The sequence below is a fragment of the Enterococcus larvae genome (assembly GCF_017830045.1).
Classification (GTDB): domain Bacteria; phylum Bacillota; class Bacilli; order Lactobacillales; family Enterococcaceae; genus Enterococcus_L; species Enterococcus_L larvae.
Map to the genome: position 1 here is coordinate 69,720 of NZ_JAEDXU010000002.1, position 25,977 is coordinate 95,696.

Consider the following 25,977-nt stretch of genomic DNA (forward strand, 5'->3'; position numbering starts at 1 on the left):
GGTTCGGTATACTATATACATGTTTTATGAGAGAAAAATGATAAAACTCTCATTTTTTGTTTTTGATGCTGAAAGAAAAAGCATCATCGGGTGTATATAAATCAAACAGTTGGAGGAAGCAGAATGAAGGAAAAGTTAAAAATCGGCTTATTAGGTTTGGGAACAGTAGGCTCTGGTGTTCCAACAATTTTAGAGGAACATCGTGAAAAAATTTCTCAAGTTACTGGGATGGATATTGTTGTCAGTAAGGCGCTTGTTCGTGATGAAAAGGAACAGCAGTATCAGTCAGAGCGCTTTGATATTGAACTGACCACTGATATCAATGATATTATCAATGATGATGAAATTAAGATCGTAGTAGAGCTGATTGGGAAAATCGAACCTGCTAAGACATATATTATGCAAGCTTTGGAAAAAGGAAAACATATTGTAACAGCCAACAAAGACTTACTTGCTCAACACGGCAGTGAATTAGTGGCATTGGCACAAAAAAATCAATGTGATTTGTATTATGAAGCAAGTGTTGCCGGAGGAATTCCTATTTTGCGGACAATTGCCAATAGTCTGGCTGCCGACGATATTCAAAAGGTTTTGGGGATTGTCAATGGAACCACTAATTATATGTTAACGAAGATGGTCTCAGAGAAGCAGACCTATGAAGAAGCCCTTGCAAAGGCACAGGAGCTGGGCTTTGCGGAATCTGATCCAACCAATGATGTGGATGGAATAGATGCTGCCTATAAGATGGTGATTCTCAGCCAATTCGCCTTTGGTATGAATATTGGTTTAAAACAGGTAGATATTCGTGGTATTCGTGGTATTTCAGCAGATGATGTTGCAATTGCGTCTCATCTAGGTTATGAAATCAAGCTGATTGGTTCTTCTGAGAAGAGCAATGGCGGAATTGCTGTAGAAGTAGCGCCTATGCTAGTTGCAGCGGCACATCCGCTTGCTTCGATTCGTGATGAATTCAATGCTGTTTTTATCTATAGTGCCGGAGTTGGCGAATCCATGTATTACGGACCGGGAGCTGGAGCTAAGCCGACGGCAACTAGTGTAGTAAGTGACATTATTACGATTGCTAAAAACATGCGCTTGGATACAACTGGTCATATGTTCAATGAGTATCAGCATGAAACAAAACTGACTGCGGATGAAGATATTTTTGGAAAATACTACTTCTCTATTGAAATGCCTGACAAGCCAGGACAAATCTTGAAGTTGACGAAGCTTATGGCCGAAGCGAATGTCAGCTTCGATCAACTGCTGCAGCAAAAATCTGATGGTGAACGTGCTAAATTTGCTACGATCACTCATACAATCAGCAAAGCACAAATGCGGGAAGTAACAGCGCAAATCGAAAAGCTGGCTGAATTTGAACTATTGAATACATTGAAAGTTTTGGAGGGATAAATGATGTACGAAGGACTACTGAAAAAATACAAAGAATATTTACCGATTACGGATAAAACACCGATGATTTCTCTGGCAGAAGGAAACACACCGCTGATTCCATTGAACAGTTTATCAAAGGAATTAGGCATCACGCTTTACGGGAAATACGAAGGTCTTAATCCAACAGGATCATTTAAGGATCGTGGTATGGTTATGGCGGTAGCAAAAGCGGTTGAGGATGGGGCAAAGGCGATCATCTGTGCATCAACAGGTAATACGAGTGCCGCTGCCGCTGCCTATGCGACGCGTGCAGGCATCAAAGCGTATGTCATTATTCCAGACGGAAAAATTGCAATGGGTAAGCTTGCACAGGCAATCATTTACGGTGCGGACATCATCTCTATTCCAGGTAACTTTGATGAAGCCTTAAAAGCAGTGAGAGATATCGCTGAAACAGAAGCTGTGGCATTGGTAAACTCTGTTAATCCTTATCGTTTGGAAGGCCAGAAGACTGCTGCTTTTGAAATTTGTGAGCAGTTGGGGCAAGCACCAGATGTATTGGCAATTCCTGTAGGGAATGCTGGGAATATCTCAGCTTATTGGAAAGGCTTCAAGGAATGGCATGATCTTCAAGGCACTTTCCTTCCTAGAATGCACGGCTTCGAGGCAGAAGGAGCTGCAGCGATCGTTAAAGGGGAAGTGATTGAACAGCCGGAAACGATTGCTACTGCAATTCGTATCGGAAACCCTGCCAGTTGGAAGCTTGCAGAAGCAGCAAGAGATGAATCAAAGGGGCATATTGATAGTGTCACAGACGAAGAAATTTTGAACGCTTATCGAAAGGTTGCTGCTCAGGATGGCGTCTTCATTGAGCCAGGATCAGCGGCTTCTCTAGCAGGAGTGATCCAGCATGTGAAATCCGGAAAAATCAAACAAGGAGAAACAGTCGTAGCTGTCTTTACAGGAAACGGTCTGAAGGACCCTGATACTGCAATGAGTGCAGTAGATGTATCGATTTCTAAAATGAGCGACCTTGAAGAAATGCGTCTGCATCTGCGTGACGGAGTGGCTAAGCTATGAAAATAAGAGTTCCGGCAACCAGTGCAAATCTGGGGCCTGGTTTTGATTCATGTGGTATTGCACTTTCACAATATTTGAGTATTGAAATCATCAAGGATGCTGAAGCGTGGGAAATCCAGCATTCGCTAGGAGAAGACATTCCAAAGGATCAAGAAAATCTTTTGATACAAACAGCGCTGCAGGTCAATCCTAAGCTGGAGCCTAAGGTACTGAAGATGACTTCAGATATTCCTTTAGCAAGAGGCTTGGGCAGTAGCTCAAGCGTGATTGTTGCGGGAATTGAGCTGGCGAATCGTTTAGGCGGTATGCATTTATCGCAAAAGGATAAGGTACAGATTGCAACAGAAATGGAAGGTCATCCGGATAATGTTGCTCCTGCTATTTGCGGAGATTTTGTGGTAGCGAGTTATGTAGATGGCGAAGTTCGTTATGTAAAGCATCATTTTCCGATGTGTGACGTCATTGCCTATGTGCCGGATCATGAGCTGTTGACTCAGGAGAGCCGTAGTGTTCTTCCGAATTCGATGCCTTATAAAGAGGCTGTACAGGCTAGTTCTATTGCTAACGTTATGATTGCAGCGATTCTAAATGGTAATCTGCCATTAGCTGGGGTTATGATGGAAAAGGATCGTTGGCATGAAGGACACCGAGAGCATTTGGTGCCGCATTTAAAAACGATTCGTGATTTAGCACATACATTAGGTGTTTATGGTGCCTTTTTAAGTGGGGCTGGACCGACTATTTTAGTTTTATCACCGGAAGAAAAAACAAATCAAATGATCCATGAACTGGAAAAGCTTCCAGGCAAGGCATCCATTCATTTGCTTTCGATCGATCAAGAAGGCGTACAAGTCTTTTAATAAAAACTGCTGAAATCCCAGCAAGGGCAAATGAATTTTGCCTTTAGCTGGGATTTCAGCAGTTTCTTCTATATTATTCTTCTGTAGTAAAGTAGCTATGGTCTTCCAGATGCAATGCGCTGAGAATCATAGCTGCTGTTTCTTCAATTGATAGAGAGGCGACGTTGATTGTCACGCAGCCGATCTTTTCATAAAGCTCTGCGGCATAAGCCAGTTCCTTACGAATCTTTTCAATATCTGAATAAGAAGTGTCCTCCGGCAAACCGTAGGCTCTCATTCTTTCTTTTCTGATACCGTTCAGAATATCCGGATCATTTGTTAGACCAACGATCTTAGAGGAATCAACTTCCCATAGCTCTTTTGGCAGGTGGGCTTCAGGGATCAATGGAAGGTTGGCTACCTTTAGATTTTTATTGGCTAAGAATAAGCTCAATGGAGTTTTAGAAGTACGAGAGACGCCTAATAAAACAACATCGGCTTCAAGAAATCCTCTTGGGTCTTTTCCATCATCGTATTTTACTGCAAATTCCATGGCTTCGATCCGATTGAAATAATTCTCGTTCAGATGATGAAGTGCTCCGGCTTCTCCAGAACGCTGTACTCCTGTAAAACGTTCAATTTCTTCAATAGGAGAAGTCAGGATATCAAAATGATAAATTGCATTTTCCTCGAAAAAGGCAAGTGCAGTTTTGACTAAATCTTTACTGATAATTGTGTGGAGAACCATCGCGTTTTCGCGTTTAGCATCCTCCAATGCTTCTTTCAGTCTATTTTCTTCCTTTACAAAGGTTTTTCTGTACAACGAGAAATCAACAGAAGGAAATTGAGCCATGATTGCTGCAGCAAGCTTCGATGCAGTTTCTCCGGCAGAATCTGAGATGACAAAAATAGTAACGGTTTTATTTTCAGTATTTTCCATTAAAAACGACCTTTCTTGATTTTTTGATGAGTTTATTATACCATACCAACAAAGAAGTTATTCGTAATAATTTTGATTTGAGAAGGAGCAGGGAGAAATGACGCAAAGTAAATCCAAAGTCGAAGAGTCACTGGAAGTCATGAAAGCCAATGGATTGAAGTACACAAAAAAAAGAGAAGCGATCATTACCTATCTGATCAAACGCAATCGCTATATCTCGGCAAAAGAAGTCTATGAATTCATGAACGGAGAGTACAAAGGGGTCAGCTATGACACAATTTATCGAAACCTGCATGATTTTGAACGAATGGAGTTGCTTGAAACAACCGAGTTGAATGGTGAAAAGAAATTTCGTTTCCATTGCAGCCAGCATTTGGAGCATCATCATCATTTTATCTGTGTGGTGTGTGGAAAAACCAAGGAAATCCATATGTGTCCGATGACTTATTTTGAGGATCAGCTGAATGGCTGTACTATTGAAGGACACCGATTTGAAATACTAGGAAGATGTGAAAACTGTCAATGATTTTCAGAAAATAACGGTGGGATTCTGATAAATTAAAATATTTTCCGCTAATTTTCATGACAGAGGTTGACGTTAAATTTAGCATTAGCTATAATGTATAAAGGACAGTGTTCTATTTATGAAGAAATAGTTTGTAAATAAGAAAAACGGTTACTTTTTAAGCTCGGAGGGAGGGAATTACAATGTCAAAAACTGTCGTTCGTAAAAACGAATCTCTTGATGACGCTCTTCGTCGCTTCAAACGTTCCGTTTCAAAAGCGGGTACTTTACAAGAATCACGTAAACGTGAATTCTACGAAAAACCAAGCGTAAAACGTAAGAAGAAATCAGAAGCTGCTAGAAAACGTAAAAAATTCTAGTCACTGATGAAGTGGAGCTGGTTGTATGTCATTACTGACAACTTTGAATGACGATATTAAAACTGCTATGAAGGCAAAAGATAAAGAAACTTTGGCCGTCTTACGTATGTTGAAGAGCGGCATTCAAAATGAGCAGATCAAAATGAACCGTGACTTGAACGGAGAAGAAGAGTTGGCTGTTTTATCCAGAGAAATGAAACAGCGCAGAGATTCTTTATTAGAGTTTGAAAAGGCGGGACGAGAAGATCTTGCAGATAAAGCAAAAGTTGAGATTACGATCGTTGAAAAATATTTACCTGAACAGCTTTCACAAGACGAGCTTCGTGAAATCATTCAGGCAGCCATTACAGAATCAGGTGCTGCTTCCCCAGCTGAGTTTGGGAAAGTAATGGGCTTGGTGATGCCTAAGATCAAGGGCAGAGCAGATGGCAATTCAGCGAATGCAATCGTCAAGGAATTGCTACAAAAGAATTAAGAATAAAGGGCTGGGATGTTTCCCAGCCTTTTCATCTACCCTGAATTTGAATACATAGTATAAGTGTACTGAAATTATTGAGAGAAGAAGTATGGAAAAATAATTAAAATAGGATGATAGGCCTTATAATGATTGTTGGTGCTTCTTTTTTAAAAAAGAGGATTATGGTATGATTATATGGAATGTAAGTAAAAAGGAGCTGGACTTTTCTTGACAGAAAATGAAAATCAGGCAATTTCATTAGAAATTAAATTGACCGATTCCGATGATGCAAGTATGCTTTTCGGAACACATGATAAACATTTGAAATTCTTGGAAGAAAACGGAGCAGTTGTCATCAATACACGTGGAGAAACCATTCAGATTATTGGTCTGGAGGAAAATGTCCATACTGTAGAAGCTGTGTTTCGTGCTTTACAGGAATTGATCAAGCGTGGAATCAAGATCGGTACACCCGATGTTGTAACTGCCTTGAAGATGGCAAAAAGCCATCAACTGGATTCATTTATTGCGATGTACGAAGAAGAAATATTGAAGGATCATCATGGTCGTTCGATTCGAATCAAGAATGCCGGACAGAAACGATATATTGATGCTGTCAAGCAGCATGATGTTGTTTTTGGCGTAGGTCCTGCAGGAACTGGTAAGACCTATTTGGCTGTAGTAATGGCTGTTGCCGCTTTGAAAAAGGGAGAAGTACAAAAAATCATTTTGACTCGTCCGGCAGTTGAAGCTGGCGAAAGTTTAGGTTTTTTACCTGGCGATTTGAAAGAGAAGGTCGACCCTTATTTACGTCCGGTTTATGATGCGTTATATCAAATTTTTGGTTCAGAGCATACTAATCGCCTTATGGAGCGTGGGGTTATTGAGATTGCGCCACTTGCCTATATGAGAGGGCGGACATTGGATGATGCGTTTGTCATTTTGGATGAAGCGCAAAATACAACGGTTGCTCAAATGAAAATGTTTCTGACTCGTCTCGGATTCCAATCAAAAATGATCGTGAATGGCGATACCAGCCAGATCGATTTGCCGAGAGGTGTGATCAGCGGGTTGGTCCATGCTGAAAAAACATTGAAATCAATCAAAAAACTTTCGTTTATCCATTTCGAGGCAGGGGATGTTGTTCGACATCCGATTGTAGCGGAAATTATACAGGCTTACGAAGAACAGAAAAAAGATTCTTGATGCCTTTTGAAAAGGAAGGAGTGATATTCTTTTGAAGCAATGGTTGTTGAAAATACGGGACAAGCTGGGAAAAGCATTTATCCCTGTTTTGTTAGTTACTTTTTCATTACTTATATTTGCGATCATTTTCAGTAGCGTCTATGAAAAGAAGGTAGCGATCAAAGAAGGTCAGCTGGCAGATACGACGATACGTGCGAATAAAAATATTGAGAATACATATGAAACAGAACAAAAAAAACAGCTGGCTGCAGAGGCTGTAACTCCGGAATATACCTTTCAGGAGGATACCGGCGAAACGCAGCATGAACGTATTGAAAAGCTTTTTGATTTGATTGGTACTGTTAATTCTAAGATAGATAAAGACTATGAAAAACAGAAGTCTGAGGCAAAGAAGGATGAAACTATCCCGCAGCCTACAAACGAAGAACGTGTAGCCGCATTGAAATCAGAGTTTGAGAAGCTGGATCAAGATGAAGTGACTCTCTATCAATCCTTTCCAAGCGTTTTTTACCAAAATATTTTCAATTTGACATCAGAACAGATCACGGTCGTTGAGACAGAAAGTTTGAAGCTGATTGACGAGACGATGCAAAATCATGTTCGTGAAAGCGAATTGTCTGAGATTCGTCAAAAGGCAATCAATAAAATTCAGTTTTTAGATGTCAGCTCAACGATGCAGCAGCAGATTCGTTATGTTGTGAATGCAGGAATCGTTGTCAATGATTATCCAAATGAAAAGAAAACAGAGGAATTGCGTCAGAGTGCACGAGATGCAGTACAACCGGTAATGATTTATCAAGGTGAAATCATTGTTCGTGAAGGGACGCAGGTTGACTCAAAAGCTATTGAAAAATTGAAGCTTTTAGGTATGACCAATCAGAATCCATCTGTTTTTCCAATCGTCGCTTTAGGTCTGACGATTCTTTTCCAAGTACTGGTTTTACTGTTCTTCACGAAGCAGATGAGTCAGGAAAATACCAGACGTTCGTTTGTTTTGTTTTATGTCAGCGCAATGTCTCTAAGTATCCTGCTGATGAAGTTCTTTCAAATTTTCCAAAGTGAACAGCTTCTCTATATTCCGTTGTTCTTCCCGGCGGCTTTTGTACCGTTAGTATTGAGTTATTTTGTCAATCGACGAGCCGGAATACTTTCAGCTGTTTTCCAAGTGATTTTTGCCCTGTTTGTTTTTTACGATACAATTGGAACGAACACGTTGACAATCATTTTGATAACTTACTTATTCTCGGGAGCGCTAGCTGCTGTAGTCAACCGTACAAGAGTCAGCCGTCAGGGCTGGGCAGCTGCTGTATGGGTGATCATATTCCCAGTGATTCTGGCGTTCATCCTAGCAATTTATCAAGGGATGAGCTTATTGGATGGTAAAACCATCACCTTGATCATTTCGACTTTTGCGGGAAGTGTGTTGGCGTTTTTATTGACGATCGGACTTCATCCTTACATTGAACTGATTGTTACAGATGACAGTATGATTGTTTTGAACGAGCTGAGTAATCCTAATCATCCATTATTGAAGCAGTTACTGGAAGAAGCCCCAGGAACCTATCATCACAGTATGATGGTTGCCAATCTTAGTGCAAATGCCGTTGCTGAAATCGGAGGTCGTTCTCTATTGACCCGTGTAGCTTGCTATTATCATGATATTGGTAAGATCAAGCACTCCAATTTCTTTGTTGAGAACTTGCCTTCCGGCGCAGAAAATCCACATAACTTTCTATTACCAGAGGACAGCAAGCAGATCATTTTCGGCCATGTGATTGATGGTGCTAAAATTTTAGAAGATTATAATATGCCGCAGATGGTCATTGACATTTGTCGTCAGCATCATGGTATGACCTTGATGAAATTTTTCTATATGAAGGAAAAGGAACGGAACCCGAAAACGAAGGAAGAAGATTTCCGTTATCCCGGACCGAAGCCTCAAACAAGAGAGGCTGCTATTGTTAACATAGCAGATACGTGTGAAGCGGCTGTTCGAGCAATGACTGATCCATCGAATCAGAAAATCAAGGACTTTGTTCATTCAGTTGTTCAAGAACGGATTTCCGACGGACAGCTTGATGAATGCGGCTTGACGATGAAAGAGATTCGATTAGTGGAAAAATCGTTGATCAATGGTCTGTGCAGTACCTTCCACTCACGAATCAAATATCCGAAAATGAAGGATGAGGCGGAAAAAATGAAAGATGAACAAGAAAAGAGAGATGTTTAATGGACATTACTTTTATTGATGAAACAGAAAAAGTCTCTTCTGAACATATCCGCGAAGTTGAAAATCTGCTGCAGTTTGCAGCAGATTTTCTGGATATCTCCGAAGACACAGAATTATCTGTGACATTTATGGACAATGAAGGAATCAGAGTGATCAATCGGGATTATCGTGGAAAAGATGCTGCGACCGATGTGATCAGTTTTGCAATGGAGGAACAAGGCGACGGTGAGATGCCGGTCATCTTCGATGAAGACGACGACATGGCATTTCCGCGAAATCTTGGTGACCTGATGATCTCTATCGAACGGGCAGCAGAACAAGCAGTTGATTATGGGCACTCTTTTGAAAGAGAGCTGGGCTTTCTAGCTGTACATGGTTTCTTGCATTTGAATGGTTATGACCATATGAATGGGGAAGATGAGAAAGAGATGTTCGGGTTGCAGAAAGAGATACTGAATGCTTATGGCCTTGAAAGATAAACAGACTGAGAAAAACAAGCACTTTATCGCTTCTTTGGAATTTGCCCTTCAAGGAATTCGGACGGTTTTCAAAGAAGAGAGAAATATGAGAACTCATTCATTGATGGGGGTTCTGGCTATTATTGCCGGGTTCATTTTTCGACTGACGACAGTGGAATGGCTCTGGCTATTGTTTGTGATCTTTTTTGTGCTGATTATTGAGATCATCAATACAGCATTTGAAAATGTAGTTGATATGTGTACGGATTTCCACTTTCATCCGATTGGGAAAAAAATCAAGGATATGGCAGCAGGTGCCGTATTGATCACAGCTTGCTTTTCGTTGATTGTCGGCAGTATCATATTTTTACCTAAAATTTGGCAGTTGTTTGTTACATATTTTCTATGAGGAATCAAAAGATTTTTTGTGGGAATATTATGAAAAGCAGCTTGCAGGAATGGCTATAAAAGAAGTGCAGCAGGCAGACCACCGCAATAGTTGGAGGATAAAGAACTGTTTGCTGATATAGAAGGAGGAGCTAATGACCGAAGCACATAAATCCGGATTTGTTGCAATCGTAGGTAGACCAAATGTGGGTAAATCTACGTTGCTGAATCGAATTGTCGGACAGAAAATTGCTATTATGAGTGATAAAGCACAAACAACAAGAAATAAAATCCAAGGGGTATACACAACGCCAGAGGCTCAGTTGATTTTTATTGATACGCCGGGAATCCATAAGCCGAAACATCGACTGGGAGATTTCATGGTGGAAACTGCCTATAGTGCGCTTCGTGAAGTAGATGCAGTGCTGTTCATGATTAGTGCCGACCAAAAACGAGGCAAGGGTGACGACTTTATCATTGAGCGGTTGAAGAGTCAAAATACGCCAGTCTTTTTGATTATCAATAAGATCGATAAGGTGCATCCTGATGAGCTGTTCGCAATCATTGAAGACTATTCCAGTCAAATGGAGTTCGCGGAGGTTGTGCCGATTTCTGCTACGGAAGGAAATAATTTTGATCGTCTGATGGAAATCTTAGTAGATAGAATGCCTGAAGGACCGCAGTATTTCCCAGAGGATCAAGTGACGGATCATCCTGAATACTTCATTGTTTCAGAGCTGGTTCGAGAGAAGGTTCTGTTACTTACAAGAGATGAGATCCCTCATTCTGTTGCAGTAGTGGTTGATTCAATGAAACGGGATGAAAATGATAAGGTTCACATCCAAGCGACGATTATTGTCGAAAGAGACAGTCAAAAGGGGATCATTATCGGCAAGGGCGGAAAAATGCTGAAGCAAGTCGGGACAAAAGCTCGACGCGATATTGAACATTTGCTTGACGATAAAGTCTATTTAGAGCTGTGGGTCAAAGTTCAGAAGGATTGGCGTGACAAAAAAATCCATCTTCAGGATTTTGGTTACCGTAAAGAGGATTACTAAGAAACGATAAATAGGCTGTAGCGTTGTAATAAGCAGAGTAAGAACAAAGCGCTTAATTCGATGATACTTCGGTTCTGCCTCAAACTATTTTCGTAAGTCAGAATAACTGAAAAAGAAATCAAAGCCTGATAAGTATAACTACTTACTAGGCTTTTTTTGTAAAAATCGATGTTGTAAATATTGAAGCGCACCATAATTTTTATGAGGAAAGTCACCTTAAAAGAGTGCAAAACCTAAGAAACAATCATCAGCCATTTAACGTTGAATGCTCATTCTGGTGCATACGATAATGGAAAACCTCTTTTAACGATGGATTGATTCTGATGGTTCAAGCTGGTATTCTTGTATCGGAAGCAGTGGGAAAAGCTGCCTGGAAGTTTGTGACAGACTATCAAGGAAAAGTCGATTCAAGAGATCCGAAATCTGATGAGCTTGAAAACACGAAGTATAATTTTTATGGAAAAAATGATGATTCGTTTTTATTAGGCAGATGCTTATTGTATCGATATACAACTTTTTCTTTTTCCCAACTTAGTAGCTGTTCTTTTTAGTATAGTTTGATAGAATAAGTAAGGAAGGCGGTGAGAAAAAATGGTATTAGGGGAAAGCAAGGGGCTGGTTCTGTTTGCGAAAGACTACAAAGAGAAGGATAAGCTGGTTAAAATATTTACAGAATCCTTTGGAAAGCAGATGTTCTTTATTAAGAATGCCCATCGAAAAAATAATCCGTTGATGCCTGCATTGCTGCCGTTCACTCAAGCCGTATATATCGGTGATTTCAGAACAGAAGGGCTGTCTTTCATCAACAGCAGCAAAGAAGTTAAACCGTTTCTGACGATTCAGCAGGATATCTTTCTCAACGCATATGCAACTTATATCCTTAATCTAGCTGATAAGGCAATTGAAGATCGGGTTTATGATCCTGGTCTATTTTCTTTTTGTATGCAGGCTTTGGAGCTGATAGATGAAGGCAAAGATCCGGAAGTGATAACCAATATTTTTGAAATACAGATTTTACATAGATTTGGTGTGGCAATAGACTGGCGCAGCTGTCGTGTATGTGGTCAGACGCAAGGGCGCTTTGATTATTCTTCAAAGTACAGCGGTGTGTTGTGTGAGGCACATTGGGCTATGGATGACCGTCGCTATCATGGAGATCCAAGAGCGATTCATTTTATTCGACTCTTTTCAGCTGTTTCATATGACAAGCTGAACAAGATAGAGGTAGGGACTGAGACGAAGGCACAGATCCGAAAAATCATTGATGAGCTTTATGATGAATATGTTGGTGTTCACTTGAAAAGTAAGAAGTTTATTGACCAAATGAAAACCTGGGAAAATACGTTGAAGGAGAAGAGACAGGATGACGAATCGTAACGGCTATCTGCAACGTGTAATGTATGATCCGCCGATAGAGTGTGGAGACTTTCCGTTTAATTTATCCATTTTGTCTGATCTTGATCAGCTCGTTTTTGATCAGCCAATTACTTTTTTTATTGGTGAGAACGGTACTGGAAAATCAACAATCATGGAATTACTCGCCGGATTAATGGGGATGAATCTGGAAGGTGGTTCACGCAATCAGATATTTTCCACTTATGAAGAAGGTAGTGGTCTTATTGAAGCGTGTCGACCCGTCAGGTATCCAAATCATCCACGAAGCAACTATTTTTACCGTGCAGAATCCTTTTATAATTTGATGACAAACTTAGAAGAAACTGGTTCTCCTGTTTTTGATCAGAGTCTTCATGAGTATTCTAGAGGAGAGTCTTTTTATGAATTGTTGTCAAAGCGTTTTTTTGGCAATGGCTTTTATTTGTTGGATGAACCGGAGACGGGACTGTCATTAAGCACCCAATTGAAGGTGATGGTTCTACTGAAGGAGCTGACTGAAAAGAATGCGCAATTCATCATCGCCACCCACTCCCCTATTCTGCTTTTTTTTCCGGAAGCAAAAATCTATGAATTTACAGAAGAATCGATAAGGGAAAGCAAACTTGAGGATACGAAGCTTTATCAGGAGTGGGCAATGATTTTTGAACGGAAAGATTATTTCTTTGAAAAACTCTTTTCAGAATGAAAAATCATTTGACAACTGATTTAGAACGCTCTATTATGATAGTAATGAATATGTACGTTGATAAAGAAGAGTAGGAAGGTTTTTGAGTATATAGCGATTCCGGGAGAGTGAGAGCCGGAACTCAACCCTTTTGAATGGCGCTTTTGAGTACACTGAATGAAGCTGCTGATCCTAACGATCAGAAGTAGGGTGGAACCGCGAATGAATTTTCGTCCCTATGTCTCTCTGGAGGCATAGGGACTTTTTTGTCTTTATCCGATTAAACCAGAGGAAAAAATCAAATATATGAGTCTTGTTAAAGGTTTCGCTGTCCCCAAAAAAGTGGGAACAGCCGATTCTTTAGCAGAGTTATCTACAGGAGGAGAAAGAATGAAGCAGAGATTGACACTACAAGACATGATATTGACATTGCAGAAATTTTGGTCATCAAACGGCTGTATGCTGATGCAGTCTTACGACACAGAAAAGGGAGCGGGAACAATGAGCCCGTATACTTTTTTACGTGCAATTGGCCCGGAGCCATGGAATGCGGCTTATGTTGAACCATCTAGACGCCCGGCGGATGGACGTTACGGAGAAAACCCAAACCGTCTGTACCAGCATCATCAATTTCAGGTGGTAATGAAGCCTTCCCCTGAGAATATTCAAGAGCTTTACTTAGAGAGCTTGAGATTGTTGGGTATTGAACCGTTGGAGCATGATATTCGCTTTGTTGAGGATAATTGGGAAAATCCTTCAATGGGCTGTGCCGGTCTAGGCTGGGAAGTTTGGCTGAATGGGATGGAAATTACCCAGTTCACGTATTTTCAACAGGTTGGCGGGTTACCTTGTAAGCCTGTAACAGCTGAGATTACTTATGGGTTAGAACGTCTGGCTTCATATATTCAAGAAGTGGAAAGTGTTTACGATCTTCAATGGACAGAAGAAGTTAAGTATGGGGAAATCTTTAAGCAGCCTGAGTATGAGCATTCAAAATATTCTTTTGAAATCAGTGATCAGGAAATGCTGTTGGAAAACTTTGATAAATTTGAAAAAGAAGCAAAGCGCTGTATCGACGAAAGTCTGGTGCATCCGGCGTATGATTATATTTTGAAATGCAGCCACACCTTTAACCTGTTGGACGCACGTGGTGCAGTGTCTGTTACGGAGCGTGCCGGTTATCTGGCTCGAATCCGAAATATGGCGCGTGCTGTTGCGAAGATTTTTGTGGCTGAAAGAGAAAAATTGGGCTATCCTCTATTGAACAAAGAGCAGTCTGAGAAAGGAGCTGAATAGACATGGCGAATAATCTATTATTGGAGATCGGATTGGAAGAAATGCCGGCTCACGTAGTAACCCCCAGCCGTTTGCAGCTAGAGGAAAAGGTATTGAAATTTATGGACGAGCATAATCTTGGCTATGAATCTGTTCAGACATATTCGACGCCTAGACGTTTAGCCATCTATATTACAAATATTCCAGAAAGACAGGAAGATACTCAGGAAGAAGTAAAAGGTCCTGCAAAGAAAATTGCACAGGATGATGCCGGAAACTGGTCGAAAGCTGCCGAAGGCTTTGTCCGTGGACAAGGATTGACAACAGATGCAATCACATTCAGAGAACTGAATGGTGTGGAATATGTTTATGTAACAAAATACGTTCATGGGAAAGAATCGAAAGAAGTGCTGAAGGGACTGAAAGAGGTTATTCTTAGCCTGACATTCCCAGTAACGATGCATTGGGCTGATTACGATTTTGAGTACATTCGTCCGATTCATTGGATCACAGCTCTATTGGATGATGAAGTTATTCCTTTTGAAATTTTAGATGTGAAAACTGGTAACAGTACAAGAGGCCACCGTTTCCTAGGAGATGAAACAACCTTTGCTCATGCTGATGAGTATGAAGAAAAGCTTCTTGAACAGTTTGTGATTGCAGATCCTATGAAGCGTCAGGAAATGATTGTTGAGCAAGCTGAGGTTTTAGCGAAGAAAAATAGTTGGTCATTGGATCTGGATGAGGATTTACTTGAAGAGGTTAATAACCTAGTAGAATACCCAACGGTGTTTATTGGTAATTTTGATGAAAAATATCTGTCTGTTCCTGATGAAGTGTTAGTGACTTCGATGAAAGAGCATCAGCGCTATTTTGATGTTCGAAATGATAAAGGGATGCTTTTACCTCATTTTATTGCTGTTAGAAATGGCGATAATGTTCATTTAGAGAATGTCATCAAAGGGAATGAAAAGGTGCTGGTTGCTCGCTTAGAGGATGCGGAGTTCTTCTTCAATGAAGACAAAAAACTATCAATTGATGCTTGTGTCAATAAATTGAAGAACGTTACTTTCCATGAAAAAATTGGTTCTATCTACGAAAAAATGCAGCGTGTATCTGTGATTGCTGAAATCATTGGAAAACGTTTAGGTCTGGGTGAACAAGAATTGACGGATCTGAACCGGGCAGCGCAAATTTATAAGTTCGACCTTGTGACAAACATGGTTGGAGAATTTCCGGAGCTTCAAGGGATCATGGGAGAAAAATATGCATTGCTGCAGGGAGAAACACCGGCGGTAGCTAAAGCTATTCGGGAACACTATATGCCGATTTCCAGTGAAGGCGAACTACCTGAATCAACCATTGGTTCTGTTCTGGCGATTGCTGACAAACTGGATAGTGTTCTTACCTTCTTTGCTGTAGGTATGATTCCAAGTGGTTCGAATGATCCATATGCACTACGCCGTCAAACCTATGGAGTTATCCGTATTGTTGAAAATAAAAATTGGCAGTTTCCACTGGCTGATCTGCAAAAAGAAATCGACGATCAAATCAACAAGGATAGTGACCGTTTCGGTATCCAGTTGATAAGCGGACAAAATGAAGTGATTGATTTTGTGAAGGCGAGATTGCGTCAGCTCCTGTTGACGAAAAACATCCGTCATGACATTATCGATGCAGTCATTTCTGCGGATCAAAGAGATATGATGAAGCTATTTACCTCTGCGATGATCATCAGAGAGCACGTATCTGATGCTGATTTCCGTCCATCTATCGAAGCATTGACTCGTGTGCTGAATCTTGCGAAAAAGAGCCGAGAACTGTTCAAGGATGAGTTAGCTGTAGAAGAAACTCTATTTGAAAATGACTCTGAGAAGGCACTCCATAAAGCGGTAAATGAGGTGGAGGAAGCTTTTAAAAACAATACGATGGCTGAAAATTATCAAGCATTGATTGCTTTGAAACCGTTGATTGAAGAATACTTCGATAATACAATGGTTATGGTAGACGATGAGCGAGTGAAAATGAATAGACTGGCAGAATTGAACCGTATTGCCCATTTGGTTCTTTCATTGGCGAGCTTTGACCTATTGAATGTGAAGTAAGAGTTGAAAAGAAGGAATGCTGCTCGTTTCGGGCGGGTTTCTTCTTTTTTTAGACTAGTGTTTTAAAATGAAACAAGCAACGGATAAAAGAATTGAAAGCTGAGGAATATAATGATGAGGATCAGGGAATATCGAGCTGATATAGATCGTGAAGCAGTCATTGCTTTAAGTGAAAGGCTGGCTGATTTTGAGCTTCCTACGAGAGTTGTTAGAAAAGAATTAGGGGAAAAGCAGATGGCGTGGATGGCGGAAGATCTGGACAAGTTGAATGAGGCTGTTAGCCGACTAGTGGTTCTAGTGAATACCGATGAGGAAATAAGCGGGTTCCTTGAATTACAGGAAGAAGTAGACTGGTTAACTAATCAAAAGCAAGCTTATCTTTCGAGAATTTGCTTGGCCAAAGATGCAACAGGAAAAGGCTACGCTAAAAAGCTGATGCTGCTTGCAGAAGAATGGGCTATCACGCAAGGGTACACTGGAATTTCACTAATGGTCGTTGCAACAAATGAACATGCGATAGACGTTTACCGTTCTTTAGGTTATGAAGTAGAAACGATGAAAATGCGTAAGGAATTGAGATAAAAAAAGAGGCTGAGACAGAAGTGTTTAGCTACAAGCAATAAGCCGGAATTCACGAAAATTGTTTCACAAATTTTTGTTGAATTCCAGCTTATTGTCGTAGGAGCTACTTCTGACTCGCCGTTTATTCGGATTTAGGGTATGGAAAAGAGTGGCAACAGATTATTGTCCCACTCTCTTTTTAAATTATTTTCGTTGTTGTTTTCCTGCATTACGTCCGCCCTTAGCAGACTTGTCCTCATGCAAAATCGTTTCTTTGGCAGTTGGTGTCACATCCTTGATAGGAGTGACCACTTGTTTTGGAGGATTTTTCTTCATTTCCTCTGCAACCTGCGCTTTGATTCTTGGCTTCAATAGGATATTTGTAATAAAGGTTTGAATACAACTGAAAATACCCCCGACTACCCAATACAGGGCAACTCCCGCAGGAGATTGGAAGGACATGAATACAATCATCAGTGGGGAAACAATCAGCATTGATTTCATTGTTTTCTTCTGTTCCTCAGGAATACCAATGGTTGAGATGTATCCTTGAATCAAGTAAGCGATACCTGCCAGAACCACGAAGACGATACTAGGTTGACCAAGATTGATTCCAAAGAAATCAGCCTCACTAATCCCCTCTGTGTATCTTGCAGCAAAAAACAAGGCAGAGAAAATCGGCATTTGAATCAATAAAGGCAGACAGCCGATACCGCCCATCATGCTTACATTATTTTCTTTGTATACACGCTGCATCTCTGCTTGAGCCTCAGCTTGTTCTTCTCTGGTCGTTGCTTGTTTCAAACGTTCTTGAATAACATCGATCTGAGGTTTGATTGACTGCATTTTTTCAGTTTGGATCATGCTCTTACGTGATTGATTCAAACCAATCGGTAGGATGATCAGACGTACAATGATGGTAATCACAACGATTGCCCAACCATAGTTCCAGTTAAAGTTATCTACTAGATATGTAATCATATTGCTCATAGGCTGAACTAAGTAATTGTACACGAAGCCTTCACCGGTAGGTTGTCCGTCACTGCCGGTCTTCACACATCCTGATAAGAAAAGCATTAAAGTAATAAGTCCTGATCCAAGTAGCCATTTATTGAATTTTTTCATAGAATTCTTCCTTTTTCTAAAATTTGCACAAACTTAACTATACTTTAAATCTATTGTTTTTTCAATAATAATTCAGAAAACCAAAGGAATCTTATCGAATAATCAATGATCCATGCATAGAATAGATAGGGCATCTTGCTAAACGAAAGTAATATAAAGCTTGTGAAGAGAGGAACATGCGGAAATAAAAGAAGTGAGCCAAAAGGGCTCTATCTTGAGAAATAAGAAGGGCAGTTAAAATAACTTTGCCTATTTCTACTTACATCAAAAAATAGCTTTTGACTCGAAATTTTCCTGCATAGAGAATCAGCTCTTTCATCCATTGATTTTCTACTTATCAAGAAAATTAGTTTGTTACCTTGAATGAGGTGTAGTTCTCAATCAGCGGATCATCCTGAATATCAACATAGGTGACCCGTCCAGACGGTGTAGGGGAGTCTTTGACCTTTTTGATAAATGCATCCATCGCATCAAATGACCCAACAGCTTCAATCGAAACAGATCCGTCGTCTTCGTTTCTGACAGTACCATTTATTTGAAGCTGATCTGCAACCATTTTTGTCATATAACGAAAGCCAACACCTTGTACCCGTCCTTGTACATTCATTCTGACTTTTCTCATCTTCAGCCCTCCGATACGTGCTTGTTTAATCTAATGATAGCGTTTTTTTGTTCTTCCTTCAAGTTTTCTTACATCGTCTGAATTGAAGCATGGTATAATAACAGACGAGGTGAGCACATGAAAGAAATCACATCCAGTAAAAATGAGTGGATCAAGACAATCAAAAAACTGCATCGGAAGAAACACCGGGAAGAAATGCAGGAGTATCTTATAGAAGGTTTTCATTTAGTGGAGGAAGCGGTGAACCATTCAGCCGCAATTCGTTGGATTCTTGTGACGAAGCGGGGAGTGAATGAATGGAAGGAATGGCTTGAGGAGCAAGATACAGAAATAATTGTTTTGGTTAGCGATGAGGTAATGAAAAGTCTATCTGACTTGCCGACACCTCAAGGAATTCTTGCAGTGGTAGGGATGCCGACAATATCAGAAGAACTGAAAGACAGCTTTACAGGTTCTTGGCTGGCTCTCGATCAGGTACAAGATCCGGGAAATGTAGGAACGATGATTCGAACAGCTGATGCTGCCGGATTTACAGGCGTCATCATGGGAGAAGGAGCTGCGGATATCTACAGTACGAAAGTCTTGCGTGCAATGCAGGGAAGTCATTTCCATCTGCCGATTTTAACTGGAGATATTTTAGAGATGATTCAGGCGTTCAAAACACAAGGAAGTGCTATCTATGGAACGGAATTGAATGATGAGGCAGTAGAATATACAAGTATCGAACCACAACAGAATTTTCTATTGATTATGGGGAATGAGGGAAATGGTGTCAGGCAGGATATATTGGATCAGACAACGAAGAACCTGTTTATTCCTATCAAAGGAAAAGCTGAATCCTTGAATGTTGCAGTAGCAGCAGGGATTTTAATGTACTCACTAAAGAAGTAGAGAAGAGCAATAGAGTTTGGGAGATGAAACAATTCCCAAACTCTATTTTTTACCAATTCCCACGTTTGATTAAAAAGTGAAAGGATATTTCACATGACCAATTAGTCGGTAGACTGTCATTTTTGTCAACTATATTCTTTCGAAAGAAATAAGAGGTGTAGCAGAAGAAAAAAATAAGGAGATCAGCTGAAATGAGGAAATTATAAGAAACTTGAATCGATTCAAAAAAGCGGTTGCATTTCAAAAAAAGAACTGATATGATGTATTTGAATCGATTCAAGTAATACAAATTATTTTTTTATTCAATTAGTTAGGACAGTAAACTAACTAATGAGATATGGAGGAGTCATAATGAAATTTATTGACAAGTTATCTGAAAAGTTGTTACCTGTTGCTGCAAAAATCAATAGTCAACGTCACCTAAGTGCTATTCGGGATGGTTTCATCATCACGATGCCATTGATCATGGCAGCATCCTTTTTCATTTTACTGAATGCTGTTGTGTTTTCCAACGCTTGGGTTCAGCAGTTTATTGATCTGAGTTTTCTGGCTGGCTTAGCGGGTATTGTAAACAATGGGACTATGGGAATTTTAGCTATTTTAGTTTGCTATAACATTGGATTCAACCTTGCTTCTTGGTATGCTGCATCTGGGAAAATAGAGAATAAGGGTTTCAGTCCTACACACGCAGGGGGGTTAAGTGTTGCGTTGATGTTTGTGATGGTTCCGTTGAATAGTACAATCACACTTGCTGATGGAACAACTGCCGAGGTAAGCGGAGTTTATTTGCAGTCGCTGACCTCTTCGTCCGGTTTGTTTCTAGCAATGCTGGCAGCGTTAGCCGGCACTGAGTTATTTGTCCGTTTTTCAAAAATTGAAAAGCTGCGAATCAAAATGCCTGAAAGTGTACCTCCGGCAGTCGGGACGTCATTTAATTCTTTAGTTCCGGAAGTGTTAGTTATCATTATTTTTGCGGTTGCTGTTTTTGTTCTGGATAAAACAACAGGGCTTACAGTACCCGAAGTTGTTGATGTGATTATCCAGACACCGTTAAAAGGGTTTGTCTTATCTGCTCCAGGGATGCTGTTTATCCAGTTCATTTCTGATACACTGTGGGTATTCGGGATGCATGGTTCAAGTATCTTATCTCCAATTAAATCAGCACCTATGCTGGCGGCTATTCAGGAAAATATGGCTGCTTTTGAGGCCGGAACGACGATTCCGAACATTGTCACAGAACCATTTGTGGGCAGCTTTGGTCTGTTGGGTGGCGGCGGTTGTATTTTACCGTTGATCATCGCAATATTTATTGTTTCAAAAAGGAAAGAACAAAAAGATGTTGCCAGACTTGGTTTGGCACCTAGCTGTTTCAATATTGCAGAGCCAATTATGTTTGGCTTGCCTGTCGTGATGAATCCAATCTTCATGATTCCATGCGCACTGATTCCATCGATCAATCTAGTGATTGCCTATTTCGCAACTAGTATTGGATTAATTGGTAAAACAGTAGCTGCAGCCCCATGGATCACACCACCGGTATTTCAGGCATGGATCGCAACTGGCGGGAATCTGCCGGCTGCCATTCTAGCGTTGCTGCTGTTTATCATGGATATTCTACTCTTTATTCCATTTATCATGGCAAGTAACAAAGCAAAAGGATTGGAAATGGCATAAAAACGAATAACTTATGGAAAGGAACAAGGAAGATGAGTTATAAAAATCCTGAAAAGACGATTCATGAGCGAGTGAAGGATCTGTTAGGTCGAATGACCTTGGAGGAAAAAGCTGGTCAAGTCAATCAGCATCTATATGGGTGGAAAACATATGAGAAACAACAAGGGACCATTCATTTAACTGATTATTTCAAAGATCACGTGCGCTGGGGAAAAGGCATGGGAGCTTTATACGGGCTGTTCAGAGCTGATCCGTGGTCAAAGGTAAATCATGTGACGGGTATTCCTGCAGAGGATAGCTGGAAACTGGCAAATGAGATTCAGGATTATGTAATCAACCATTCGAGATTGGGTATCCCTGTTTTGCTGGCAGAGGAGTGTCCACATGGGCACCAAGGGCTTGGCAGTATCTCTTATCCGACGAATATCGGCAGAGGTAATTCCTTCAACTGTCAGTTGATTGAAGATACTTCTCGACATATGGCAGAGGAGCTTGCGATGAAGGGGGTTCATCTGGCACTTGTTTCTTCCTTGGATTTGAGTCGTGATCCACGCTGGGGACGGACAGAAGAGTGTTATGGAGAAGATCCTTATCTGGCTGCTGCCTTCAATCACTCAATCATTTCAGGTTTTCAAGGAGAGATGATCAACGATCGTCAGCTAGTTGCCCAACAGACAGTTGAAGAAATTGGCAGAAGACCTGAGCAGATAGGTGTTGTTTTGAAGCACTGTGTTGCCCAAGGAGATGCTCTTGGCGGTCATAATTCGGGAGCAGTGAATCTTGGTGAGCGTGAGTTTATGGAAATTTACCACCCATTGCTGAAGAGTGCGAAAAACGCGGTAGGGATCATGGCAGCATACAATGATATCGATGGTATTCCCTGTCATACCAATGAACTGCTGTTTCAAAAGCTGCTGCGTCAGGAAATCGGCTATCAAGGGATCGTAATGGCTGATGGAACTGCTTTAGATCGATTGGCACCAATCTATGGATCGAATGAACATTCTGCCGGAAGAGCGTTACAGGCCGGAATCGACTTGAGCCTTTGGGATACCACTTATTTAACAGTCGGCAGTGGTGTAGAAAAGGGAATCATTCAACAGAATCATTTAGACGAAGCGGTTTATAGAATACTAAGTGTGAAATTCATGCTCGGGCTATTTGATCGCCCATATACAGAAAAACCAGAAGCATCCTATAAAGAAAAAGTGTACAGCTATCAGCAGGCAAATCATCAGATGGCCGCAGAAAGCATGACTTTACTGAAAAATGAAGGAATCCTTCCGCTAGATGATTGCGGCGAAAATTTGGCAGTCATTGGGCCAAATGGGCACGCATTATACAACCAGTTGGGTGATTATACTGCACCCCAGACAGATGAAGCATTGGAACGTACGATATTTGCAAGCATAAAAAAACAATTTGTTCATTCCAAAGCAGCCTACGCTCAAGGCTGTGACATACGAGATGAAAAGAATCAAGAACCTCTTATGGAAAAGGCTGTTGAGCTAGCTGAAAAAAGTGATAAAATTATTCTTGTACTTGGCGGCTCCAGCGCTAGAAACTTTGACATGGAATTTTTTGCCAATGGTGCTGTGTCTTCTAAAGGAGTTAATATGGACTCCGGGGAAAATGTTGATGTTGCTTCACTTGCTTTAGGCGGGCGACAGCTGGCATTGTTGGAGCGTTTGAGTAAACTTGGGAAGCCGATCGTGACGATCATGATCCAAGGCAGACCTCATGAAATAGACATCGTTTGTCAGAAATCAGCAGCGGTTATTACTGCTTGGTATCCAGGACAAGAAGGCGGACCTGCTTTGGCACAGATTTTAGCTGGAGAAGTCAATCCAAGCGGTAAGCTGAGTATCAGCTACCCTCGAAGCAGCGGTCAGCTTCCTGTTTACTACTATCAACGGGCTATTGCGATGAATGAAGATTATTATGATTTATCAGGTGCACCGCTCTTTTCTTTTGGAACTGGGACAAGCTATACAACGCTTGACTATCAGAAGATGACTATCCTGAATCCTGATATCACGAAACAGAAGGTGAAGCAAGGAGAGAAGCTGCAGGTAGAGGTAAACGTGAAAAATATCGGGAAGCGAAAAGTAAAAGAAGCGATTCTACTCTTTGTCAAACTGAAAGGCGGAGATGTCATTCAGCGAAAGAAGCTGCTTCGAGGTTTTGAAAAAATTGAGATCGAACCAAAGCAGACAAAGCAAGTATGTTTTGAGTTAGGGTTTGATGAGCTGAAGTATTTCAGTGCTCACGCCTACTTTGAGCTGACGGAACAGCTAACGATCAAAGTAGAGCATTTAGAACAGTCAGTTTGTTTGAAGGACAACTGACCTCAAGGAGGAACAACGGGTGGCCACAATACAGGAAGTAGCAAAGGAAGCGAAGGTTTCAGTGGGAAGTGTATCCAGATATTTGAACGGGCATACACTGCGACCTGAAAATATGTCACGCATTCAACTGGCAATCGAGAAGCTCGATTATACAGAAAACTTATGGGCAAAAGGGCTGAAAAGCAATCAAAGTTTTTCCATCGGTTTGTTGATGAACAATATGCAAAGTCATTTCAGCTCTTCTGTAGTGGCCACAATCGAGGATGTCTTTGAACAGGAAGGCTACGGCACACTTCTCTCCGGCTATCGGGACGATGCGACACAAATCGAACGCAAACTTGATTTTCTTTTATCACGAGGCGTCGATGGACTGATCGTATTTGGCGCAGAAGAAAGTTGGCAAGGGATTGGGAAAATCAAGGATTTAGATATTCCAGTGGTTTCAGCAATCACGCCATTGGATTTTCCAAATGTTGATTCGATTCTATTAAACAATCGTCAAAGCACATGTGATCTTGTGCAGCAGATTTTCAATCAAGGGCATCAGAAGGTGGGCTTCATTGCTGCACCGCAAATCGATTATGTAGCGAAGGAGCGTTTGAGCGGAATCTATGATGCATTTAAAAAGTCAGATAAGACCTTGGATGAGCAATACATCGTTTATGGAGACTATTCAAGAAACAGCGGGTATCAATGCATGGAGCAGCTGTTTTCTTTAGGAGATGTGACAGCTGTGTTTGTCTGTAACTACAATATGTCTTTAGGTGCGTTGGAGGCAATCTATAAACACGAGTTGAAAATCGGTGCGGATATTTCCTTCGCCAGCTACGATTATTTTGAGGCCAGTGATGTCTTTCATCCGAAGTTGACAGTCATCAAACAGCCTGTTGCTGAGTTTGGTCAGCTGACAGCCAACCGCATTCTTCAACGAATCAAAGAAAAAACAGATATAGAAGGACAACAGCTTGTAGTCAAAAATGAAATTTTATGGCGAGACTCGATCGCTAAACGATAAATCAGACAACACAAGGGTGAATGGTACATGAAAATCAGACAGGATATTGAAGAGAATCTCCAAACGCAACAGGAGGCATACAGCACGCTTCCTGAAAAGGTCAAAGAGCAGTTGGAGAAGTTCCAAGATGATAAATTAGGGGTTATTTTTCACTGGGGGTTATACGCGGTTGCCGGCATTGTTGAATCCTGGCAGCTTTCTGAAGAGGATACATGGGCAAGAAAACAACCATGGCGTGAAAATTTCGAGCAGCTGAGACAAGATTATTGGCAGCTGAATGAGGTATTTGATCCGCAAAAATTCTGTCCTGAAAAATGGGCAGCGCAATGCAAGACTGCCGGCTTCAAGTATATGCTCTTTACGACAAAGCATCATGACGGCTTTAATATGTATGATACTCAGTATTCTGATTATAAGATAACTGCGAATAGCTGTCCTTTTCATGGAAACAGCCGAAGGGATATTTTCGGTGAGGCAGCAAAAGCGTTTCAACAGGAAGGCATGGCCACAGGAATCTACTATTCTAAAGCAGATTGGGCTAGCCCATTATATTGGACACCGAAGAGTAGACCCAAAGGACGGTATGCCAGCTATGACCCATTGGAACAACCCAAAACATGGCATGGTTATCAAAAGTTTGTCTTCAATCAGTTGGAGGAGCTGTGTACGAGATATGGCAAAATGGATATTCTTTGGTTGGATGCCGGCTGGGTAAATACAGCAAATCATGAGTATCTGGATATGGATGGAATCATTCCTAAGCTGCGGGAAAGTCAGCCGCAATTGATTGTAGTCGATCGTACGGTCGGCGGTGTCTATGAAAATTATGTAACACCGGAAAGAAAAGTTCCTGACGAGCTGCCCAACAAGGTTTGGGAAAGTAATATTCCACTTGCAAAAAATTGGGGATATGTTCCTAATGACACCTATAAATCCTTTGAGGAAATTCTAACATTGCTGATTCAGATAACGGCGAAGGGTGGAAACCTTCTTTTAGGGATTGGTCCTAAGCCAGACGGTACACTGCCATCGCAAGCCCTTGAGTTAATGGAGCAATTAGGCAGCTGGCTTGCCATTTATGGCGAAGGAATTTATGGAACACGCAGTTATTCAGTTCCGCAAACCAATAATTGGTATTTCACTAAAAAAGAAGAGAAAATCTATGGTTTCCATTTTAATGTCACTATGGATCCTATTCTGGCATTGTCACTAAAAGAATTGGAAATCCCGACTGGAAGCTTGAGCATCAAAAACATAAAAACAAATCATATGTATTCGATTCAGGATGGAATGATTCATCTGACAGAGAAAGACCGACAGGAATTTGTTACCGGAATCGAAATTCAGATAGAAACAGAGGGATAACA

Annotated in this window: 24 protein-coding genes; 21 read left to right on the forward strand and 3 right to left on the reverse strand. The window is 40.9% G+C overall.

All coding sequences use genetic code 11. The annotated features are described in order from the left end of the window. Positions 1 to 123 precede the first annotated feature (123 nt). Genes I6N96_RS04390 through thrB form a run of 3 tightly spaced genes read left to right on the forward strand, consistent with a single transcriptional unit; the run spans position 124 to position 3,335 of the window. On the forward strand, positions 124 to 1,413 hold the full coding sequence (locus tag I6N96_RS04390) for a homoserine dehydrogenase (RefSeq protein WP_209556302.1): 1,290 nt from the start codon (positions 124 to 126) through the stop codon (positions 1,411 to 1,413). A 3-nt stretch (positions 1,414 to 1,416) separates the two neighbouring features. After that, entirely contained in the window at positions 1,417 to 2,475 is a 1,059-nt protein-coding gene (thrC, locus tag I6N96_RS04395; protein ID WP_209556749.1) for a threonine synthase, read from the forward strand. Further along, a complete protein-coding gene (gene thrB / locus I6N96_RS04400; RefSeq protein WP_209556303.1) occupies positions 2,472 to 3,335 on the forward strand; it encodes a homoserine kinase in 864 nt (287 codons plus the stop codon). Before thrC ends, thrB begins: the two co-directional genes overlap by 4 nt. Before the next feature lie 73 nt (positions 3,336 to 3,408). Here the strand turns inward: thrB and I6N96_RS04405 are convergent, their stop codons facing one another. Then, a complete protein-coding gene (locus I6N96_RS04405; RefSeq protein WP_209556304.1) occupies positions 3,409 to 4,254 on the reverse strand; it encodes a pyruvate, water dikinase regulatory protein in 846 nt (281 codons plus the stop codon). A 97-nt stretch (positions 4,255 to 4,351) separates the two neighbouring features. Between I6N96_RS04405 and I6N96_RS04410 the strand changes: the two genes are divergently transcribed. The 13 genes from I6N96_RS04410 to I6N96_RS04470 all read left to right on the forward strand — a co-directional run bounded on the left by I6N96_RS04410 (position 4,352) and on the right by I6N96_RS04470 (position 16,956). Next, positions 4,352 to 4,780, forward strand: a complete 429-nt coding sequence (locus I6N96_RS04410) for a Fur family transcriptional regulator (protein ID WP_209556305.1) — start codon at positions 4,352 to 4,354, stop codon at positions 4,778 to 4,780. A gap of 182 nt (positions 4,781 to 4,962) precedes the next feature. Continuing rightward, entirely contained in the window at positions 4,963 to 5,139 is a 177-nt protein-coding gene (gene rpsU, locus I6N96_RS04415) for a 30S ribosomal protein S21 (protein WP_002356740.1), read from the forward strand. A 25-nt stretch (positions 5,140 to 5,164) separates the two neighbouring features. Further along, a complete protein-coding gene (locus I6N96_RS04420) occupies positions 5,165 to 5,614 on the forward strand; it encodes a GatB/YqeY domain-containing protein (RefSeq protein WP_209556306.1) in 450 nt (149 codons plus the stop codon). Between the two features lie 276 nt (positions 5,615 to 5,890). Next, on the forward strand, positions 5,891 to 6,802 hold the full coding sequence (locus I6N96_RS04425) for a PhoH family protein (RefSeq protein ID WP_430650126.1): 912 nt from the start codon (positions 5,891 to 5,893) through the stop codon (positions 6,800 to 6,802). 31 nt (positions 6,803 to 6,833) lie between these two features. Continuing rightward, positions 6,834 to 9,032 carry an HD family phosphohydrolase gene (locus tag I6N96_RS04430; RefSeq protein WP_209556308.1) on the forward strand — a complete coding sequence of 733 codons (2,199 nt, stop codon included), beginning with the start codon at positions 6,834 to 6,836 and terminating at the stop codon, positions 9,030 to 9,032. Further along, complete coding sequence (gene ybeY, locus I6N96_RS04435; protein ID WP_209556309.1) at positions 9,032 to 9,511, forward strand: rRNA maturation RNase YbeY; 480 nt, start codon at positions 9,032 to 9,034, stop codon at positions 9,509 to 9,511. Before I6N96_RS04430 ends, ybeY begins: the two co-directional genes overlap by 1 nt. Beyond that, positions 9,495 to 9,899 (forward strand): diacylglycerol kinase family protein, encoded by a 405-nt coding sequence (locus I6N96_RS04440; protein WP_209556750.1) that lies wholly within the window; start codon positions 9,495 to 9,497, stop codon positions 9,897 to 9,899. The genes ybeY and I6N96_RS04440 overlap by 17 nt, the downstream gene beginning before the upstream one ends. A 133-nt stretch (positions 9,900 to 10,032) precedes the next feature. Beyond that, complete coding sequence (gene era / locus I6N96_RS04445) at positions 10,033 to 10,935, forward strand: GTPase Era (RefSeq protein WP_209556310.1); 903 nt, start codon at positions 10,033 to 10,035, stop codon at positions 10,933 to 10,935. 591 nt (positions 10,936 to 11,526) lie between these two features. Continuing rightward, positions 11,527 to 12,312: a DNA repair protein RecO gene (gene recO, locus I6N96_RS04450; RefSeq protein WP_209556311.1), complete on the forward strand. Its 786-nt coding sequence runs from the start codon at positions 11,527 to 11,529 to the stop codon at positions 12,310 to 12,312. After that, a complete protein-coding gene (locus I6N96_RS04455; protein ID WP_209556312.1) occupies positions 12,299 to 13,015 on the forward strand; it encodes an AAA family ATPase in 717 nt (238 codons plus the stop codon). Before recO ends, I6N96_RS04455 begins: the two co-directional genes overlap by 14 nt. 369 nt (positions 13,016 to 13,384) lie before the next feature. Further along, positions 13,385 to 14,290 carry a glycine--tRNA ligase subunit alpha gene (glyQ, locus tag I6N96_RS04460; RefSeq protein WP_209556313.1) on the forward strand — a complete coding sequence of 302 codons (906 nt, stop codon included), beginning with the start codon at positions 13,385 to 13,387 and terminating at the stop codon, positions 14,288 to 14,290. Between the two features lie 2 nt (positions 14,291 to 14,292). Beyond that, entirely contained in the window at positions 14,293 to 16,374 is a 2,082-nt protein-coding gene (gene glyS / locus I6N96_RS04465; protein ID WP_209556314.1) for a glycine--tRNA ligase subunit beta, read from the forward strand. Between the two features lie 111 nt (positions 16,375 to 16,485). Further along, on the forward strand, positions 16,486 to 16,956 hold the full coding sequence (locus I6N96_RS04470; RefSeq protein WP_209556315.1) for a GNAT family N-acetyltransferase: 471 nt from the start codon (positions 16,486 to 16,488) through the stop codon (positions 16,954 to 16,956). Between the two features lie 183 nt (positions 16,957 to 17,139). Here the strand turns inward: I6N96_RS04470 and yidC are convergent, their stop codons facing one another. After that, on the reverse strand, positions 17,140 to 18,060 hold the full coding sequence (yidC, locus tag I6N96_RS04475; RefSeq protein ID WP_209556316.1) for a membrane protein insertase YidC: 921 nt from the start codon (positions 18,058 to 18,060) through the stop codon (positions 17,140 to 17,142). A gap of 346 nt (positions 18,061 to 18,406) precedes the next feature. Next, entirely contained in the window at positions 18,407 to 18,682 is a 276-nt protein-coding gene (locus I6N96_RS04480; RefSeq protein ID WP_209556317.1) for an acylphosphatase, read from the reverse strand. A gap of 117 nt (positions 18,683 to 18,799) precedes the next feature. Here I6N96_RS04480 and I6N96_RS04485 point away from each other — a divergent pair, with 117 nt between their 5' ends. The 5 genes from I6N96_RS04485 to I6N96_RS04505 all read left to right on the forward strand — a co-directional run bounded on the left by I6N96_RS04485 (position 18,800) and on the right by I6N96_RS04505 (position 25,975). Continuing rightward, on the forward strand, positions 18,800 to 19,573 hold the full coding sequence (locus I6N96_RS04485) for a TrmH family RNA methyltransferase (RefSeq protein ID WP_209556318.1): 774 nt from the start codon (positions 18,800 to 18,802) through the stop codon (positions 19,571 to 19,573). Between the two features lie 351 nt (positions 19,574 to 19,924). Further along, entirely contained in the window at positions 19,925 to 21,247 is a 1,323-nt protein-coding gene (locus I6N96_RS04490; protein WP_209556319.1) for a PTS sugar transporter subunit IIC, read from the forward strand. Positions 21,248 to 21,279: 32 nt separating this feature from the next. Further along, positions 21,280 to 23,595, forward strand: coding sequence for a glycoside hydrolase family 3 N-terminal domain-containing protein (locus tag I6N96_RS04495; RefSeq protein ID WP_209556320.1), 2,316 nt, complete (start codon positions 21,280 to 21,282; stop codon positions 23,593 to 23,595). A 19-nt stretch (positions 23,596 to 23,614) separates the two neighbouring features. Further along, positions 23,615 to 24,610 carry a LacI family DNA-binding transcriptional regulator gene (locus tag I6N96_RS04500; protein ID WP_209556321.1) on the forward strand — a complete coding sequence of 332 codons (996 nt, stop codon included), beginning with the start codon at positions 23,615 to 23,617 and terminating at the stop codon, positions 24,608 to 24,610. A gap of 27 nt (positions 24,611 to 24,637) precedes the next feature. Then, positions 24,638 to 25,975 carry an alpha-L-fucosidase gene (locus tag I6N96_RS04505; RefSeq protein ID WP_209556322.1) on the forward strand — a complete coding sequence of 446 codons (1,338 nt, stop codon included), beginning with the start codon at positions 24,638 to 24,640 and terminating at the stop codon, positions 25,973 to 25,975. The last annotated feature ends 2 nt before the right edge of the window (positions 25,976 to 25,977 follow it).